The sequence below is a fragment of the Pseudomonas sp. NPDC086566 genome (assembly GCF_050280885.1).
Taxonomy (GTDB): Bacteria; Pseudomonadota; Gammaproteobacteria; order Pseudomonadales; family Pseudomonadaceae; genus Aquipseudomonas; species Aquipseudomonas vlassakiae.
The window spans coordinates 202,199-216,496 of record NZ_JBNNWD010000010.1; the positions used below are offsets into that span (position 1 = coordinate 202,199).

Consider the following 14,298-nt stretch of genomic DNA (forward strand, 5'->3'; position numbering starts at 1 on the left):
GAGAAATGGCGGAAGGCAGCGGGAGTCGAACCTGCCCGGGAACGGCTGCCGTCCCCAACCGGGTTTGAAGCCCGGCCGCGCCACCGGGCGCGATTGCCTTCCTTGAACTCAGTGCCTGGCCTGCTGTTGGGCCAGTGCGCTGTCGGCGCGGATGTAGCGTTGGTCAGCCACCCGACGGGTCAGGCCGATGCGGTCGAAATACTCGAGAATCTGCACACTGCGCTTGCGACCGATGCCCAACATATCGCGAAACGCAGCAACCTGCACTACTGGCGTGTCGTTAGCCTGCCGCAGCAGCAGCTCTGCCATGCGCCTCAGCGTCACCTCAGGATAGAACAGGTCGCGCACCACCTGGTGTACCAGGCCCAGCCGGGCCAGCTTACGCAGCAACAGGCGCACATCCGCCTCCGCGCACTTTTCCTCAGTAGCCAGCGTCCGGACCCAAGGTGGGTCATATTGCCCTGCGAGCAACTTCGGCTGCAGCCGCTCCCACAGCGCGCTGTCGGCGGCGCTCAACTGCACCTTGTGATCAGGCAGATGCAGCCACGGTCCGCTGCTGGCGATCATTTCGTCATTGAGCAGCTCATCGAGCAAGCTGACAAACGCCGGGCGCTCAAGCGGCAAGGCGGCGAAGCGGCGCAGGCGGTCGCGGTCCGGGCCGAGCTGGTCAGGCTCCTGCTCATGGAAGCGCGCCAGCTGCTCGAGCACCTGCTGCCTGAGTGCTTGCCATTGGCTTCTGGCAAACAACAGCGGGCCTTGGCGCGTGGCTACCACCAACACATCATCGGGCAAGCGCCAGGTATCACGCTGGCGATTGAACTGGCGCTCCAGGCGCTGCGGGTCAAGGCCGCCGAGCGCACTGGCGAGCAAGGCCGGCAGTGCGTCCTCGAGGCCATCTGCATCACGCAGCACCTGCAGCTGGCGCAGCCTTTCTTCACTACGGCGCTGTCGACTTGGCGCGAACGGATCGAGCACCTTGCCGCCGCCCAGGGTGCGCTGCGCACGCTGGTCCCGTAGCACCAGACGGTCGCCGTGTACCGCCTGCAAGGGTGCGTTGAGCAGCAACTGGGCAAACATGCGCTGGCCGGCAGCCAGGGTTTCACCTTCAAGCAACGCCACCCGTGCCGTCACATCCTGAGTGCCAAGGTGTACATGTACCGCACGGAAATGCTCGAACAGGCGGGTTTCGCCGGGAAGCAGGCAAAGTTCGATATCGACTCGCACGCTGGGCGCATGCAGCCATTCCGGCACCAGCCAGTCGCCTCGGTGCACCTGCTCTACCGTGAGGCGCTCAGCGCTGATGTTCAACGCCACCCGCTGGCCGGCCTCGGCCACCAACGCCACCTGGTTCTGCGCGTGCAAGCCACGCACCCGTACCGGCTTGCCGGCCTTGCCCAGCAGCAATGTGTCGCCGGCACTGACACGCCCGGCCAGCGCCGTGCCGGTCACCACCACCCCGGCACCGGTCACGGCGAAGGCGCGATCGACGGCCAGGCGAAAGCCCCCGCGTGCGCTGCGTTGACGCACCCGCACTTCGGCCTCCAGCAAGGCTCGACGCAACACCTCGATACCCTGCCCGGTGATGCTCGACACGGGGAACTGCCGTGCCTTTGCGTAAGGCCCCGCCGCCAGCAACTCCCTGACCTGCGCCTGCACCTCTGCCAGACGAGCGGGCTCGACCCGGTCACATTTGCTGATCACCACCAGCGCCTGGGGAATCCCCAGCAGCTCGATGATCGCCAGGTGCTCCCGGGTCTGAGGCATCACCCCATCGTCAGCGGCCACCACCAGCAGCACCAGGTCGATGCCATGGGCGCCGGCCAGCATGTTGTGGATGAACCGCTCATGGCCCGGCACATCGATGAAGCCAGTCAATGCAGCCCCTTCGGCCAGCGCCGCGTAGCGGTAGCCGAGGTCGATGGTCATGCCACGCGCGCGCTCTTCCTGGCGCTGATCCCCGGCCTGGCCGGTGAGGGCCTGAAGCAGCGCGGTCTTGCCGTGGTCGATGTGGCCGGCGGTGCCGACGATCATTGCACGGGCCCAAGTTGTAGGGCCGGCAACTGCGCCAGCCACTGGGCCTCATCGTCGAGCTGGCGCAGGTCGAGCCACAGGGCGTCGCCAGCGATGCGCCCAAGCACCGGTACCGGCAGGTCGCGCAAGGCACGCTCCAGCACATGCAGGCTGCGCCCGCGCAGCTTCTTCGACACGAGCGGGCGCAGGCACAGCGCCGCACTGGGCAGCCGCGCCACTGGCTGGCTGCCGCTGCCGATCATGCCCAGCGCCGGCTCGACGCTGACTTGCCATTGCTCACCAAGGTGCGCCTTGAGCTCCGGAGCCAGGCGTTCGGCCTGGGCCTGGATCCCGGCCTGGCCGCGGGTCAGCAGGCGCAGGCTCGGCAAGCGTTCGGCCAGGCGATCAGGGTTGCGGTATAGCGCCAGCACCGCCTCGAGCGCGGCGAGGGTGATCTTGTCGACCCGCAGTGCGCGCTTGAGCGGGTTCTTCTTGATCCTGGCGATCAAGGCTTTGCTACCGACGATGATCCCGGCCTGGGGGCCGCCCAGCAGCTTGTCGCCACTGAACGTGACGATATCGGCACCATCGGCCAAGGCCTGGCGCACCGTCGGTTCGGCGGGCAGGCCCCAGCGCGTGAGGTCAAGCAGGCTGCCGCTGCCGAGGTCTTCGAGCAGTGGCAAGTCATGCTGGTGAGCGATACGCGCCAGTTCGGCAGTCGGTACCTGATGGGTAAAGCCCTGAATGCTGTAGTTGCTGCAGTGCACGCGCATCAGCAGGCCGGTGCGCGGGCCGATGGCGGCTTCATAGTCGCGGGCGTGGGTGCGGTTGGTGGTGCCGACTTCGTGAAGCTTCACCCCGGCCCTTGCCATGATGTCGGGAATGCGGAAGGCACCGCCAATCTCGATCAGTTCGCCGCGACTGATGATGCCCTCCTTGCGTGCGCCCAGGCTGTTGAGCGCCAGCAGTACGGCGGCGGCATTGTTGTTGACCACGGTGACGGCCTCGGCACCGGTCAGCTCGCGGATCAGGCCTTCGATCAGGTCGTCGCGATCGCCGCGTTTGCCGGTGGCCAGGTCGAACTCCAGGTTGAGCGGGTAGCGGGCGGCAGTCTGCATGGCCTCGACCGCCTCCTCGGGCAGCAGCGCGCGACCGAGGTTGGTGTGCAGCACGGTGCCGGTAAGGTTGAATACGCGGCGGACCTGGCTGCGTTGCTGGATCGAAAGGCGTTCGCCTGCACGACCGAGGAGGATTTCAGGGGCCAGTTCGGCGGCGCCGAGGTAGCCGTGACGGGCGGGGTCGCGCAGGTCATCGAGCAATTGGCGCAGGGTGGCCAGCACGATGTCGCGGCCGTGGCGGTCGGTCAGCGCGAGGCAGGCCGGGTGGCGCAGGAGGGTGTCGATGGAGGGTAGGCGTGGGGTGTCGCTGGCTAGGCTGGAGGACATGCAGTACTACCTTGGACTGATCCGTTGTCTTTGATGGCCCTTTCGCGGGTAAACCCGCTCCCACAGGTCCAGCGCCAGCCTTCAGGTTGCGCGGCAGCTTGTGGGAGCGGGTTTACCCGCGAAGCAGGCGACTCGGTATTACAGTGTAGACACTACCCGGGCGCGAGCAGCAGGTTGGGTGCCAGGCGATGGAAGCCCTCCTCGTCCAGCCTGATATCCAGCGCCAGACTGGCCAGGTCATCAGCCAGCGGCTCGGCCGCCGCATCGTTTTCCAGATAATGCTGCTTCAGGTAGCTTGAGCATCCCGGGCAGCATTCGGCCCGTAGCGGCGCCTTGCCCGGCGCGTGGCGGTCGTCTTCGAGGCTGGTGTAACGCAGATCCTTGCTCGATTCGCAATACACGCACTTGACCCGCACCACATGCCACTCACAGGCACACAGCGAACACGCCAGGTAACGTAGACCGTTATGCTTGCCACGGTTGCGCACCACCCCGGCCATTGCCGGCGAACCGCAGGCCGGGCACTGCGCCAGACTACCGGCGGGCTTCAGTTCAGGTACTGGCAACGCCAGCAACCAGCTCGACCAGGCTGCCTGCAAGGCGGCGCCAATGAACGGTACCAACGCCGCCGGCACCGCATCGTACTGGCCGGCCAGCAAGGCGATCCCCCAGCCCTTGCGCTGGCTGTCGTCACTGTCGCGCAGGGCCTGCAGTGCTTCGCCCAGCGCGCCATTGGCCTCGCTATCGAAGTGCAAGAGCAAGGCCTCTAACCAGACCAGCCAAGGCCCCTCCCGTACCAGGCCGTCGGCTGCCAACGGCGGCAGGCCATGACTTATGCACAAGCGCTGGCGCTCCTCGGCCACCGGCAAACTATCGGGAGGGTTATCCACAAGCTGCTGCTGGACGCGGCACAGTTGAGCGATCAGCAGCAGGTAGTCGCCAAGCGCATTGCCCTCAGCCAAGTGCTCCAGGCGTGCTGCGCGCAGTGCAAACAGATTGGGGGGCGGCAGATGCAGAAACGGCGGCATCACTGCCGACGCCTCGATCTGCCCGGGTTCGAGTATCGTGCTCAAGCGCTCATCCTTCTTTTCGCCCGTGATTGCCCGGCGTCTTGTCGCCGGTCACTTCGCGGTACCACAACTCATGGTGCTTGCGTGCCCAGGCGCGGCTGACCCAGCCATGCAGCATGGCGCCGATCGAGCCCTTGATCCAGATACCGGCGTAGATGTGCACGATGATGCTGAGGATCAGCACGAAAGCCGCCAGGGCATGGGCCAGCGCCGACAGGCGAATGACCTCGATACCGAACAGCTGGCTGAAATACGCGCGCCAGATCACCACGCCGCTGAGCAACAACACCAGCATGCACACCAGCAGTGTCCAGAACAGCAACTTCTGCCCGGCGTTGTACTTGCCGATCGGTGGCACTCCCTCCTCCTGGTTCAGCATCACCCGGTCAACGCGGCGCAGCCACAGGCGGTCGTTGGCGGTGATGAAGTTGGCGCGCCAGAAGCGCACCACCAGGCCGAGGAAGAACACGAACATCGCCACGCCCAGGAATGGGTGCAGGATGCGTGTCCATGGCCCGCCGCCAAACAGATGGCTGAGCCAGAACAGTGCCGGGTGGAACAGCGCCAGCCCGGAAAGGCCTGCCGTCATGAACAGGATGGCGACGATCCAGTGGTTGGTCCGCTCGTTGGCGTTGTAGCGCAGGATGGGTTTGTTATCGTTCATGGCCGCTGCTCCCCTTGCCCGCCGGGCTTGGTCGGGTCATAGACATGCACCGCAGGGTCCACCGTGTGCACGCTGTTATCCGGTGCCGTCGGGTGCTCGTCTTCCTCGACCCGCTGCGGGCCAACCCGCACGTAGTGGAAGAACCCGGCCAGCACCGCCGCGCCCATGGCCAACAGCGCCAGCGGTTTGGTGAAGCCCTTCCACAAGCCCACCAGCGGGCTGATCACCGGTTGGTCCGGCAGGCCGGCGTACAGCTTCGGTGTGTCGGCGTGGTGCAGCACATACATCACGTGGGTGCCGCCGACACCGTCCGGGTCGTACAGCCCGGCCTGCTCGAAGCCGCGTGACTTGAGGTCGACGATACGCTCGGCGGCATGCACCTTCATCTCCTCCTTGGTGCCGAACACGATCGCCCCGGTCGGGCAGGTCTTTACACAGGCCGGCTCCAGGCCCACGGTCACGCGGTCGGAACACAGAGTGCACTTGTACGCCTTGTGGTCCTTCTGCGAGATGCGCGGGATATTGAACGGGCAGCCGGTGATGCAGTAGCCGCAGCCGATGCAGTGGTCCTGGTTGAAGTCGACGATGCCGTTGGCATGCTTGATGATCGCGCCCGGGCTAGGGCAGGCCTTCAGGCAGCCCGGCTCGGCGCAGTGCATGCAGCCGTCCTTGCGAATCAGCCACTCCAGGTTGCCGTCGTCGCGTTCGTGCTCGGTGAAGCGCATCAGGGTCCAGGTTTCGGCGGTGAGGTCCTGGGGGTTGTCATAGGTGCCGTGGTTGTGGCCGACCTCGTCACGCAGTTCGTTCCATTCCGAGCACGCCACCTGGCAGGCCTTGCAACCGATGCACTTGGTGGTGTCGATCAGTTTGGCGACCTCGTCCAGCTGGCGTACCGAAGGCGGAACGGTGGTGGTGGCCGAGCGGGCGATGATGTCTTGGCTGGCCATCAGAGTTTCTCCACTTTGACGAGGAACGACTTGGACTCTGGCGTCTGGGTGTTGCCATCACCAAGGAACGGCACCAGGGTGTTGGTCAGGTAGCCATGCCGCGTGGTCCCGGTGAAGCCCCAGTGCAGCGGGATGCCGATCTGGTGCACCGTCTGGTTGTTGACCTGCAGCGGGCGAATCCGCTTGGTCACCACCGCCACCGCGTCGATATGGCCACGCTTGCTCGACACCCGCACCCGGTCACCGGCCTTGATGCCTTTTTCGTTGGCCAGCACCTCGCCGATCTCGACGAACTGCTCGGGCTGGGCGATGGCATTGAGGCGGCAGTGCTTGCTCCAGAAGTGGAAGTGCTCGGTCAGCCGGTAGGTGGTCGCCGCGTACGGGAACTCCTCGTGCTTGCCAAGGGTGTCCCACACGGAATCGAAGATCCGCCCGGCCGGGTTGCTGGTGGCCTTCTTGTTCTGCGGGTGCAGCGGGTTGATGCCAATCGGCGTCTCGAACGGCTCGTAGTGCTCGGGGAACGGGCCTTCGGCCATCTTGTCGATGGCGAAGAACCGTGCCACACCTTCGGGGTTCATAATGAACGGGTTCATTCCCGCCTCGGGTGGCGAGTCGACCTTGAAGTCGGGCACATCGGTGCCGGTCCAGGCCTTGCCGTTCCACCACACCAGGCGCTTCTTCTCCGGCTCCCACGGCTTGCCTTGCGGGTCGCTGGACGCGCGGTTGTAGAGGATGCGGCGGTTGGCCGGCCACGCCCAGGCCCAGTTCTGCACCTGGTGCATGCCGTACGGGTCGCTGTTGTCGCGGCGGGCCATCTGGTTGCCTTGCTCGGTCCAGCAGCCGGCGAAGATCCAGCAGCCGGAGGCGGTACTGCCGTCATCCTTGAGTTGGCCGAAGCCGGACAGCTGCTGGCCAGCCTTGATGACCGCACCGGTCGGGTCGGTGACATCAGTCACTGCCCAGCCGTTCATCTCCCTGGCCAGCTCCTCCGGTGAGGGCTCTTCAGGAATCTTGTACGGCCAGTGGATGTTCATGATGGCGTCTGGATAGGCCCCGCCTTCTGCCTGATAGCGCTGGCGCAGGCGAATGAACAGCTCGCTCATGATCTGCACGTCGGTGCGGGTCTCGCCCGGGCCGTCGGCGCCCTTCCAGTGCCACTGCAGCCAGCGGCTGCTGTTGACCAGGGAACCATCCTCCTCGGCGAAACAGGTGGTGGGCAGGCGGATCACCTCGGTCTGGATATTGGCCGTGTCGACATCGTTGAACGGCCCGGCGTTGCGCCAGAACTCCGAGGTTTCGGTGGCCAGCGGGTCCATGATCACCAGCCACTTGAGCTTGCCCAGGGCCGCAGTGACGCGGTTCTTGTCCGGTAGCGCAGCGATCGGGTTGAAGCCCTGGCACATGTAGCCGTTGACCTTGCCCTGGCTCATCATTTCGAACATGCGCAGCACGTCGTATGCCGGCACATCGAGCTTGGGCAGCCAGTCATAGCCCCAGTTGTTTTCCGCCGTCGCGTTCGGCCCATACCAGGCCTTCATCAGGCTGACGTGGAACTTGCCGTAGTTCTGCCAGTACGACAGCTGCCCCGGGCGCAGCGGCTTGGAAGCGCGCTTGTCGATATAGGCGGCGTAGTCCTGCTCGGCATCGCCTGCCAGGGTCAGGTAGCCCGGCAGTGAATTGGACAGAAGGCCGAGGTCGGTCAGGCCCTGAATGTTCGAATGCCCGCGCAGGGCGTTGACCCCGCCACCCGGCATGCCGACGTTACCCAGCAGCAACTGGACCATGGCCGCACTGCGGATGATCTGCGCGCCGATGGAATGCTGCGTCCAGCCGAGTGCGTAGAGGATCGTCATGGTCTTGCCCGGTACCGAGCAGGTGGCGATCTCTTCCCAGACTTTCATCATGGCGTCCTGCGGCATGCCGCAGGTCATGCTGGCAAGTTCCGGGGTGTAGCGGCTGTAGTGCTGTTTCATCAGCTGGTACACGCAGCGGGGGTGCTGCAAGGTCGGGTCGACTTTGGCGAAACCATCCTCGCCCAGCTCGTAGCCCCAGCCGGACTTATCCGCATACACACGCTTGGCCTCGTCGTAGCCGCTGAACAGCCCGTCCTCGAAGCCATAGCTTTCTTTAACGATGAACGACACGTCGGTGTAGTTGCGCACGTACTCGTGCTGGATCTTGTCATTGCTCAGCAGGTAGTTGATCAGCCCACCCATGAAGGCGATGTCGGTACCGGTACGGATCGGCGCGTAGTAGTCCGCCACCGAAGCGGTACGGGTAAACCGCGGGTCGACCACGATCAGCCGCGCCTGGTTGTGTGCCTTGGCCTCGGTCACCCATTTGAAGCCGCATGGATGCGCTTCTGCTGCGTTGCCACCCATTACCAGGACCAGATTCGCGTTGGCGATATCGGACCAGTGGTTGGTCATGGCGCCACGGCCGTACGTCGGGGCAAGACTTGCCACCGTCGGGCCATGTCAGACACGTGCCTGGTTATCGAACCCCAGCATGCCTGTAGCGCGGACGACCTTGTGGGTCAGGTAGCCAGCCTCGCTTGAGGCGGCGGAAGCAGCGAGGAAACCGGTGGTGAGCCAGCGGTTTACCGTTTGCCCCTGGGCATTCTTCTCGATGAAGTTCGCGTCGCGGTCCCTCTTCATCAGATCGGCAACGCGGTCGAGCGCCTCGTCCCAGCTGACCCGCACCCACTCGTTGCTGCCCGGCTTGCGCACTTCGGGGTACTTGAGGCGGCTGGGGCTGTGGATGAAGTCGAGCAGGCCGGCACCTTTCGGGCACAGGGTGCCACGGTTGACCGGGTGATCGGCGTCGCCTTCGATGTGGATGATGTTCTGTTTGACGTTCTTGCCCGCATCGCCCTGGCTGTACATGATCAGCCCGCAGCCGACCGAGCAGTAAGGGCAAGTGTTGCGGGTTTCCTTCGTATGCGCCAGCTTGAAGTGGCGCACCTGCTCGGCGAAGGCCGGCGTCGGGGCCATGCCCAACGCCGCCAGGCTCGAGCCTCCAAGGCCGACAGCGGCGACCTTGAAGAACTGCCGACGGTTGAGATCCATCGTGCACTCCTGATCAGGTTTGACGCACGGAACATGGCCGGCGCCTCTTGGTAGTCACGGTGGCGGCCAATTGATGGCCGCCAGTAGATAAGACTAGTCAAGAAACGAGAAGGTGCGATGACATGAGTCACGGGAGGGGGGATTGATTGTGTCTGGGGGTTGCGTTGGGGCTGCCGGTGTATGCCTTGAGCTCTTCAGCGCCTGTGAGATCGAGCGCCGCCCACGCGGCGCATCGCGGATAAATCCGCTCCTACATCTGTTTCGGGCCAATTCCTCCTGACAGGCCACCGCTGTCCGCCTTGTTTTTCCATTCGTAATCGAAGGTATCGCTGCTGCCGGTACACCTATGTCCAGGCATGTGCCAAGGCGGCGCACGCAAGGTCCCTGGAATAACTGGCTCGAAACGGATGTAGGAGCGGATTTATCCGCGATGCGCCGCGTGGGCGGCGCTCGATCTCATAGGCGCTGCACATGGTTTGGCGAGTACCTAGGGCTGTCAGCACACCAACTTCAGTAGAAGCAATTAGTGAGGCGGCTGGGTCTGAGGATAACGTTGAGCAGGCCCCAGTCAGTCATTGCATACGCCAATCAACACCGCGGCAGATTACGCGCCACATTGAGAGCCGCGCTGCTCTGGGCCACCGGCATGATCTCGACGGTGTTGATATTCACATGCCCCGGTTGCTCGGCAATCCAGGCCACCGTGGCGGCGATATCTTCGGGCTGGATGGCCTCCACGTCGCGGTACAGCGCTTGCACGGCATCCAGGTCACCGTTCAGGCGCACCACCGAGAAATCGGTACCCGAGCACAAGCCCGGTTCGATATTGCTCACCCGCACACGGGTGCCTGCGAGGTCGGCGCGCAGGTTGAGGCTAAACTGGCGAACGAAGGCCTTGCTGGCGCCATACACATTGCCGCCCGGGTACGGATAGGTGCCGGCGATGGACCCCATGTTGATGATCATGCCGCTATCGGCTTCCACCATCTGCGGCAGGACCTTGTGGGTCACCATGGCCAGGCCGGTGATGTTGGTGTCGATCATCTGCTGCCAGTTCTCGCTGCTGCTGGCCTGGGCACGGTCGACACCCAGCGCCAGCCCGGCATTGTTCACCAGCAGGTCAATTTGCAGCGAGGCGTCACGGACTTGTTCAAACGCCGCCTCGATCGACTGCGGATCGGTGACATCCAGCGCCAGCGCAATGAAATTGACGCCCAACTCGGCTTCCAGCGCTTGCAGCTTGTCCATGCGCCGGGCGGCGCCGATCACACGATAACCCTTGCCGATCAGGGTGCGGCAGATGGCCAGACCAAAGCCCGAAGAAGCGCCGGTCACGAATGCAGTTTTCATCAATTATCTCCTTTGAAAGGTCAGGCCAGGTACTTAACACCCAGGCTGGTAAACAGGCAGAGCATTGAGAACACCAGCGCCTTGCGCACCACTTCATTGCCTTTGCGCAGGGCCAGGGCGCTGCCCAGGTGGTTGCCGAGGATGTTGCAGGCCACCAGCGGTAGTGCCAGCAGGTAAACGACCTTGCCCGCCATGACGAACGCCACCAGCGCGCCGATGTTGGAGGCGAAGTTGAAGGTCTTGGAGTTGGCGGAGCTGGAGACCAGGTCCATGCGCAGCAGGTAGTGGAACGCGATGATGAACATGCTGCCGGTGCCGGGACCGAAGAAACCGTCGTAGAAGCCAATGGCCAGGCAGGTCAGCGGAACCACGGTGAACAGCATGCGCGGCGACAGCTCGCGCTCCTCCACCGGGCGGTCCTTGGGGGTGAGGAAGATGAGGATGCCGAACGGGATCAGCGCCAGGATGATCTTGCCCACGGTTTCCTGGGGGATCGAGACGATCAGGTGCGCGCCCAGGTAAGCCCCGAGCAATGAAAATGGCACACCGACCAGTGCCACCTGCCAGACCATCTTACTGTTGGCCAGGAAGTTGCGGATGGCCGCGAGGGTGCCCAGGGTACTGACCAGCTTCTCTTGCCCCAGGGCAACCTGCGGTGGCATGCCCACCAGCAGAAAGCCCGGCACCAGAAACAGCCCGCCACCCCCGGCGATACTGTCGACAAAGCCGGCAACGAATGCGATGGCGCCCAGCATCAGGATCGCCAGTAACCAGTGTTCCGCCCAGAAGGCGCCTAACAGTTCCATATCGGTACGTCCGTCGAGTCAGTAAAAAATCAGGAGAGCACTTCGTAGAGGTGGTCGGCCCGGACGAAATGCACGCGGTTCAGGTCGTTGACCGCGAACAGACGCAACAGCCAGCGGTCTGCGCCATCGTTCTGCGGCTCGAAGCCATCGCGGGCATGCAGCACACGCTGGTTCTTGAAGACCATGAAGTCGCCCGGCAGCAGCAGGTGTGGTTCGTCGAAGCGACGGGTTTCCAGCACGCCGCGCAAGCTGGCCAGCGCCTGCTCGGCCCGCAGGTTGAGACCGTGGGTGTTTTCGCTGTCGAAACGGCACAACCATTCACCGGCATGGCCGCGCACCAGAATCGGGAGTTCGGCCGTGCAACGGCGGTTGCCGCTAAACGAGTCAGGGCGGCGGATCTCGAACTGTGGCAGGCACAGTTCGCGCACGGTGGTTGCGGGCAATGCCGCCACCACGGCATCAAGGCTGACCAGGGTGGTGCTGATGCGCGGGTCGCAACGCATGCCAAAGAACGAGAGGTACTCCGGGCAGCACGAAGTGGCGCCAAGGGGCTCGGAAGACAGCGGCAGGTCCGGGTTGTCCACGTGATAGGAGAAGCGCAGCCGAGAGCCATGGGAGCTCTTGTGGCTGGATGAATGGCGCGACGGAATAACATGGCGGAACAGCCGGCCATCGTTTTCGCCCTCGTAGACCACCGGGTTGATCTCCATCAGGCTCTGCATGGTCAGGCTGACCAGGCACGCGACCGGCGTGCTGCGCGGGCTGAGCACACCTGAGTAAGGCGTGGGCGGAACATCACGATCCCGCGGGCAATTGCGCACGATCATGCTGGTCAGGTACGGGTCCGCGACAAAGCCACGCATCTGTTGGCACAGCGCCTTGCCCAGCACGTCCTGCGCCTGGTCCTTGAGCTGTGGATAGATTTCCTTGCTTGTCTCGAAGTCGAGCGGTGTGTTGTTCAGCAGGGTTTGCCAGGCGCTGGAGATGACCCAGGGCAGACGGATCTCCAGTGAGGCTTGAAGCTCAGCGCCTTGATGCAGGTGTGCACTTTCCATTTGCAGTGATATTCCATGTTGCGGCCTGAGGCCAGTCGGTGTCGGCGGCAGATGTTTGTGTTTTATGAAGCCGGTCACAGCGGGACGATTGAGCGACTGAAGCCGGTGAAAGCTTCGCGCATTGAATCGACGCAATCATTGTAATTACAAAAATAACATCGACTCAATGCCTTTCATGTTGCGTACAGGGCGACGATTGCATCGATCAAATCAAGCCATTGATTTCAAAAGGGTTTCTATTTTCTCAACGTGAGGCGACGTAACCCAAGCAGCTCGAGCTCTGGCAAGCGACGCTTCTCGAAGATGACGATCGGAATATCGATGCGATTCAATCGATGTAATTTACGTGTAGGAAAACACAATTACTTCCATCAGACCATTCGTGCTAGGCTTTCGCGTTCTCGCAGATTCTGGTGCCATTTCTATGTGGGTTCCTCATTACAGCGACCTGGCGCAGCCGGTCTACCTGATGATTGCCGACGCCCTGGAGCAGGACATCGGCAGTGGCCGGCTGGTGGCCGGCGATCGCTTGCCAACCCTCAAGGATCTGGCCGAGTCACTGGGCGTGACCCCCGGCACCATCGGCCGAGCCTATGACGAAGCCGCCAAGCGTGGCCTGGTGGTGGGCGAAGTCGGGCGCGGGACGTTCGTGCTGCCGCAACGTCAGGCGCAGCCCCCTGCCCCGCCTGCGCGGCCTGGGCCTGCCAGCACCGAGCGCGAAAGCGGACAGATCGACCTGTCGATCATCAAGCCCAATGACGCCCACATGACCGACTGGCTGCGCGGCGCCATCAACGAGCTGGCCGAGGCGCCCGACCTGGCCCAGGTGCTGGACTATGTCACCGAAGGCGGCCATGCGACGCACAAGCAGGCAGGTGCGGCCTGGATCAGGCGCTGGCTACCCGAAGCCCGCTGGCAGCAGGTGGTGCTGACGTCCGGCGCCCAGCATGGCTTGCTGGTGGCCATCAGCAGCCTGTCGAAGAGTGATGACGTGGTGCTGTGCGAGTCGTTCTGCTACCCAGGCATCATCTCCCTGGCCCACAGCATGGGCCGTCGCCTGCGCGGTGTGGCCATGGACGAGTTCGGCCTGATTCCCGAGGCACTGCGTGCAGCATGCCTGGAACACCGCCCTTCGCTACTGGTTTGCGTCACCACGCACCAGAACCCGACCAACTCGATCATGCCCCACGCGCGGCGCGAGGCCATTGCGCAGATCGCTCGCGAGTTCGACCTGTTCATCGTCGATGACGACATCTACGGCTTTCTCGAACCCGCCCCGGATTACCAGCCGCTTGCCGCCTATGCCCCTGAACGCTCGGTGTACCTCACCAGCCTGTCCAAAAGCGTGCTGCCGGCGCTACGCATCGGCTACCTGTACGCCCCGCCGCAAACCCTCTCGCGGCTGTCGTCGATGGTGCGCAGCAGCGTCTGGATGCCGTCGCCGTTGATGGCGCAGCTGGCCAGCAACCTGATCAACAGCGGCATGGCCGACCAGCTGGTGCAGGTGCAGCAGGAAGAAGCGGCTGCGCGCCAGCAAATGGCGGGCGAGATCCTGGGCAAGTACAGCATCCGCAGCCAGCCCAACAGCTTCCACATCTGGCTGGAACTGCCTGAGCCCTGGACCAGTGACGAGTTCGCCAATCTAGCGCGCAACAATGGTGTCACGGTGGTCAGTGGCAGCCAGTTCCTGCCCGAGCGCAGCCACGCCGTGTGCGGAGTGCGCATTGCTTTGATGGCCCCCAGCCGCCAGGAGCTGGGCTTTGCCCTGACCAAGCTGGCGAGCCTGCTGGATTCGCCAGAGCCACGGTTGTTTTACTAAACGGCAGGCATAAAAAAACCCAGGGCACATGCCCTGGGTTCTTTGGTTCCAGCCAGACGCCAGA

General features: G+C 63.7%; 10 protein-coding genes and 1 tRNA gene. 1 reads left to right on the forward strand and 10 read right to left on the reverse strand.

Annotation, left to right across the window (positions count from 1 at the left end; translation table 11 throughout):
* Nucleotides 1-6 precede the first annotated feature (6 nt).
* From ACQKPS_RS22750 to ACQKPS_RS22795, 10 genes are all read right to left on the reverse strand, one after another.
* Nucleotides 7-102 (reverse strand) — tRNA-Sec (locus ACQKPS_RS22750).
* 6 nt (nucleotides 103-108) lie between these two features.
* Nucleotides 109-2,031, reverse strand: coding sequence for a selenocysteine-specific translation elongation factor (selB, locus tag ACQKPS_RS22755; protein ID WP_427605663.1), 1,923 nt, complete (start codon nucleotides 2,029-2,031; stop codon nucleotides 109-111).
* Nucleotides 2,028-3,455 (reverse strand): L-seryl-tRNA(Sec) selenium transferase, encoded by a 1,428-nt coding sequence (gene selA, locus ACQKPS_RS22760; protein WP_254481625.1) that lies wholly within the window; start codon nucleotides 3,453-3,455, stop codon nucleotides 2,028-2,030. Before selA ends, selB begins: the two co-directional genes overlap by 4 nt.
* 152 nt (nucleotides 3,456-3,607) lie before the next feature.
* Nucleotides 3,608-4,528, reverse strand: a complete 921-nt coding sequence (gene fdhE / locus ACQKPS_RS22765; RefSeq protein WP_254481626.1) for a formate dehydrogenase accessory protein FdhE — start codon at nucleotides 4,526-4,528, stop codon at nucleotides 3,608-3,610.
* A 4-nt stretch (nucleotides 4,529-4,532) separates the two neighbouring features.
* The gene (locus tag ACQKPS_RS22770) at nucleotides 4,533-5,189 is read right to left on the reverse strand and encodes a formate dehydrogenase subunit gamma (RefSeq protein WP_254481627.1); all 657 of its coding nucleotides are present in this window, start codon (nucleotides 5,187-5,189) and stop codon (nucleotides 4,533-4,535) included.
* Entirely contained in the window at nucleotides 5,186-6,136 is a 951-nt protein-coding gene (gene fdxH, locus ACQKPS_RS22775) for a formate dehydrogenase subunit beta (protein WP_283725264.1), read from the reverse strand. The genes ACQKPS_RS22770 and fdxH overlap by 4 nt, the downstream gene beginning before the upstream one ends.
* Nucleotides 6,136-9,204 carry a formate dehydrogenase-N subunit alpha gene (gene fdnG / locus ACQKPS_RS22780; RefSeq protein WP_427605664.1) on the reverse strand — a complete coding sequence of 1,023 codons (3,069 nt, stop codon included), beginning with the start codon at nucleotides 9,202-9,204 and terminating at the stop codon, nucleotides 6,136-6,138. The genes fdxH and fdnG overlap by 1 nt, the downstream gene beginning before the upstream one ends.
* A 588-nt stretch (nucleotides 9,205-9,792) precedes the next feature.
* Entirely contained in the window at nucleotides 9,793-10,554 is a 762-nt protein-coding gene (locus ACQKPS_RS22785; RefSeq protein WP_427605665.1) for an SDR family NAD(P)-dependent oxidoreductase, read from the reverse strand.
* Nucleotides 10,555-10,574: 20 nt separating this feature from the next.
* Nucleotides 10,575-11,360 carry a sulfite exporter TauE/SafE family protein gene (locus tag ACQKPS_RS22790; RefSeq protein WP_099814604.1) on the reverse strand — a complete coding sequence of 262 codons (786 nt, stop codon included), beginning with the start codon at nucleotides 11,358-11,360 and terminating at the stop codon, nucleotides 10,575-10,577.
* A gap of 29 nt (nucleotides 11,361-11,389) precedes the next feature.
* Nucleotides 11,390-12,415, reverse strand: a complete 1,026-nt coding sequence (locus ACQKPS_RS22795; RefSeq protein WP_254481631.1) for a TauD/TfdA family dioxygenase — start codon at nucleotides 12,413-12,415, stop codon at nucleotides 11,390-11,392.
* A gap of 424 nt (nucleotides 12,416-12,839) precedes the next feature.
* On the opposite strand from ACQKPS_RS22795, the gene ACQKPS_RS22800 reads away from it, so the two are divergent.
* The gene (locus ACQKPS_RS22800) at nucleotides 12,840-14,234 is read left to right on the forward strand and encodes a PLP-dependent aminotransferase family protein (RefSeq protein ID WP_427605666.1); all 1,395 of its coding nucleotides are present in this window, start codon (nucleotides 12,840-12,842) and stop codon (nucleotides 14,232-14,234) included.
* Nucleotides 14,235-14,298 lie beyond the last annotated feature (64 nt).

Excerpts from the sequence above, each read along its gene's own strand:
- ACQKPS_RS22785 (WP_427605665.1), bottom strand. The coding sequence starts at position 10,554 with ATGAAAACTGCATTCGTGACCGGCGCTTCTTCGGGCTTTGGTCTGGCC.
- selA (WP_254481625.1), bottom strand. The coding sequence starts at position 3,455 with ATGTCCTCCAGCCTAGCCAGCGACACCCCACGCCTACCCTCCATCGAC.
- ACQKPS_RS22770 (WP_254481627.1), bottom strand. The coding sequence starts at position 5,189 with ATGAACGATAACAAACCCATCCTGCGCTACAACGCCAACGAGCGGACC.
- selB (WP_427605663.1), bottom strand. The coding sequence starts at position 2,031 with ATGATCGTCGGCACCGCCGGCCACATCGACCACGGCAAGACCGCGCTG.
- ACQKPS_RS22790 (WP_099814604.1), bottom strand. The coding sequence starts at position 11,360 with ATGGAACTGTTAGGCGCCTTCTGGGCGGAACACTGGTTACTGGCGATC.
- ACQKPS_RS22800 (WP_427605666.1), top strand. The coding sequence starts at position 12,840 with ATGTGGGTTCCTCATTACAGCGACCTGGCGCAGCCGGTCTACCTGATG.
- ACQKPS_RS22795 (WP_254481631.1), bottom strand. The coding sequence starts at position 12,415 with ATGGAAAGTGCACACCTGCATCAAGGCGCTGAGCTTCAAGCCTCACTG.
- fdxH (WP_283725264.1), bottom strand. The coding sequence starts at position 6,136 with ATGGCCAGCCAAGACATCATCGCCCGCTCGGCCACCACCACCGTTCCG.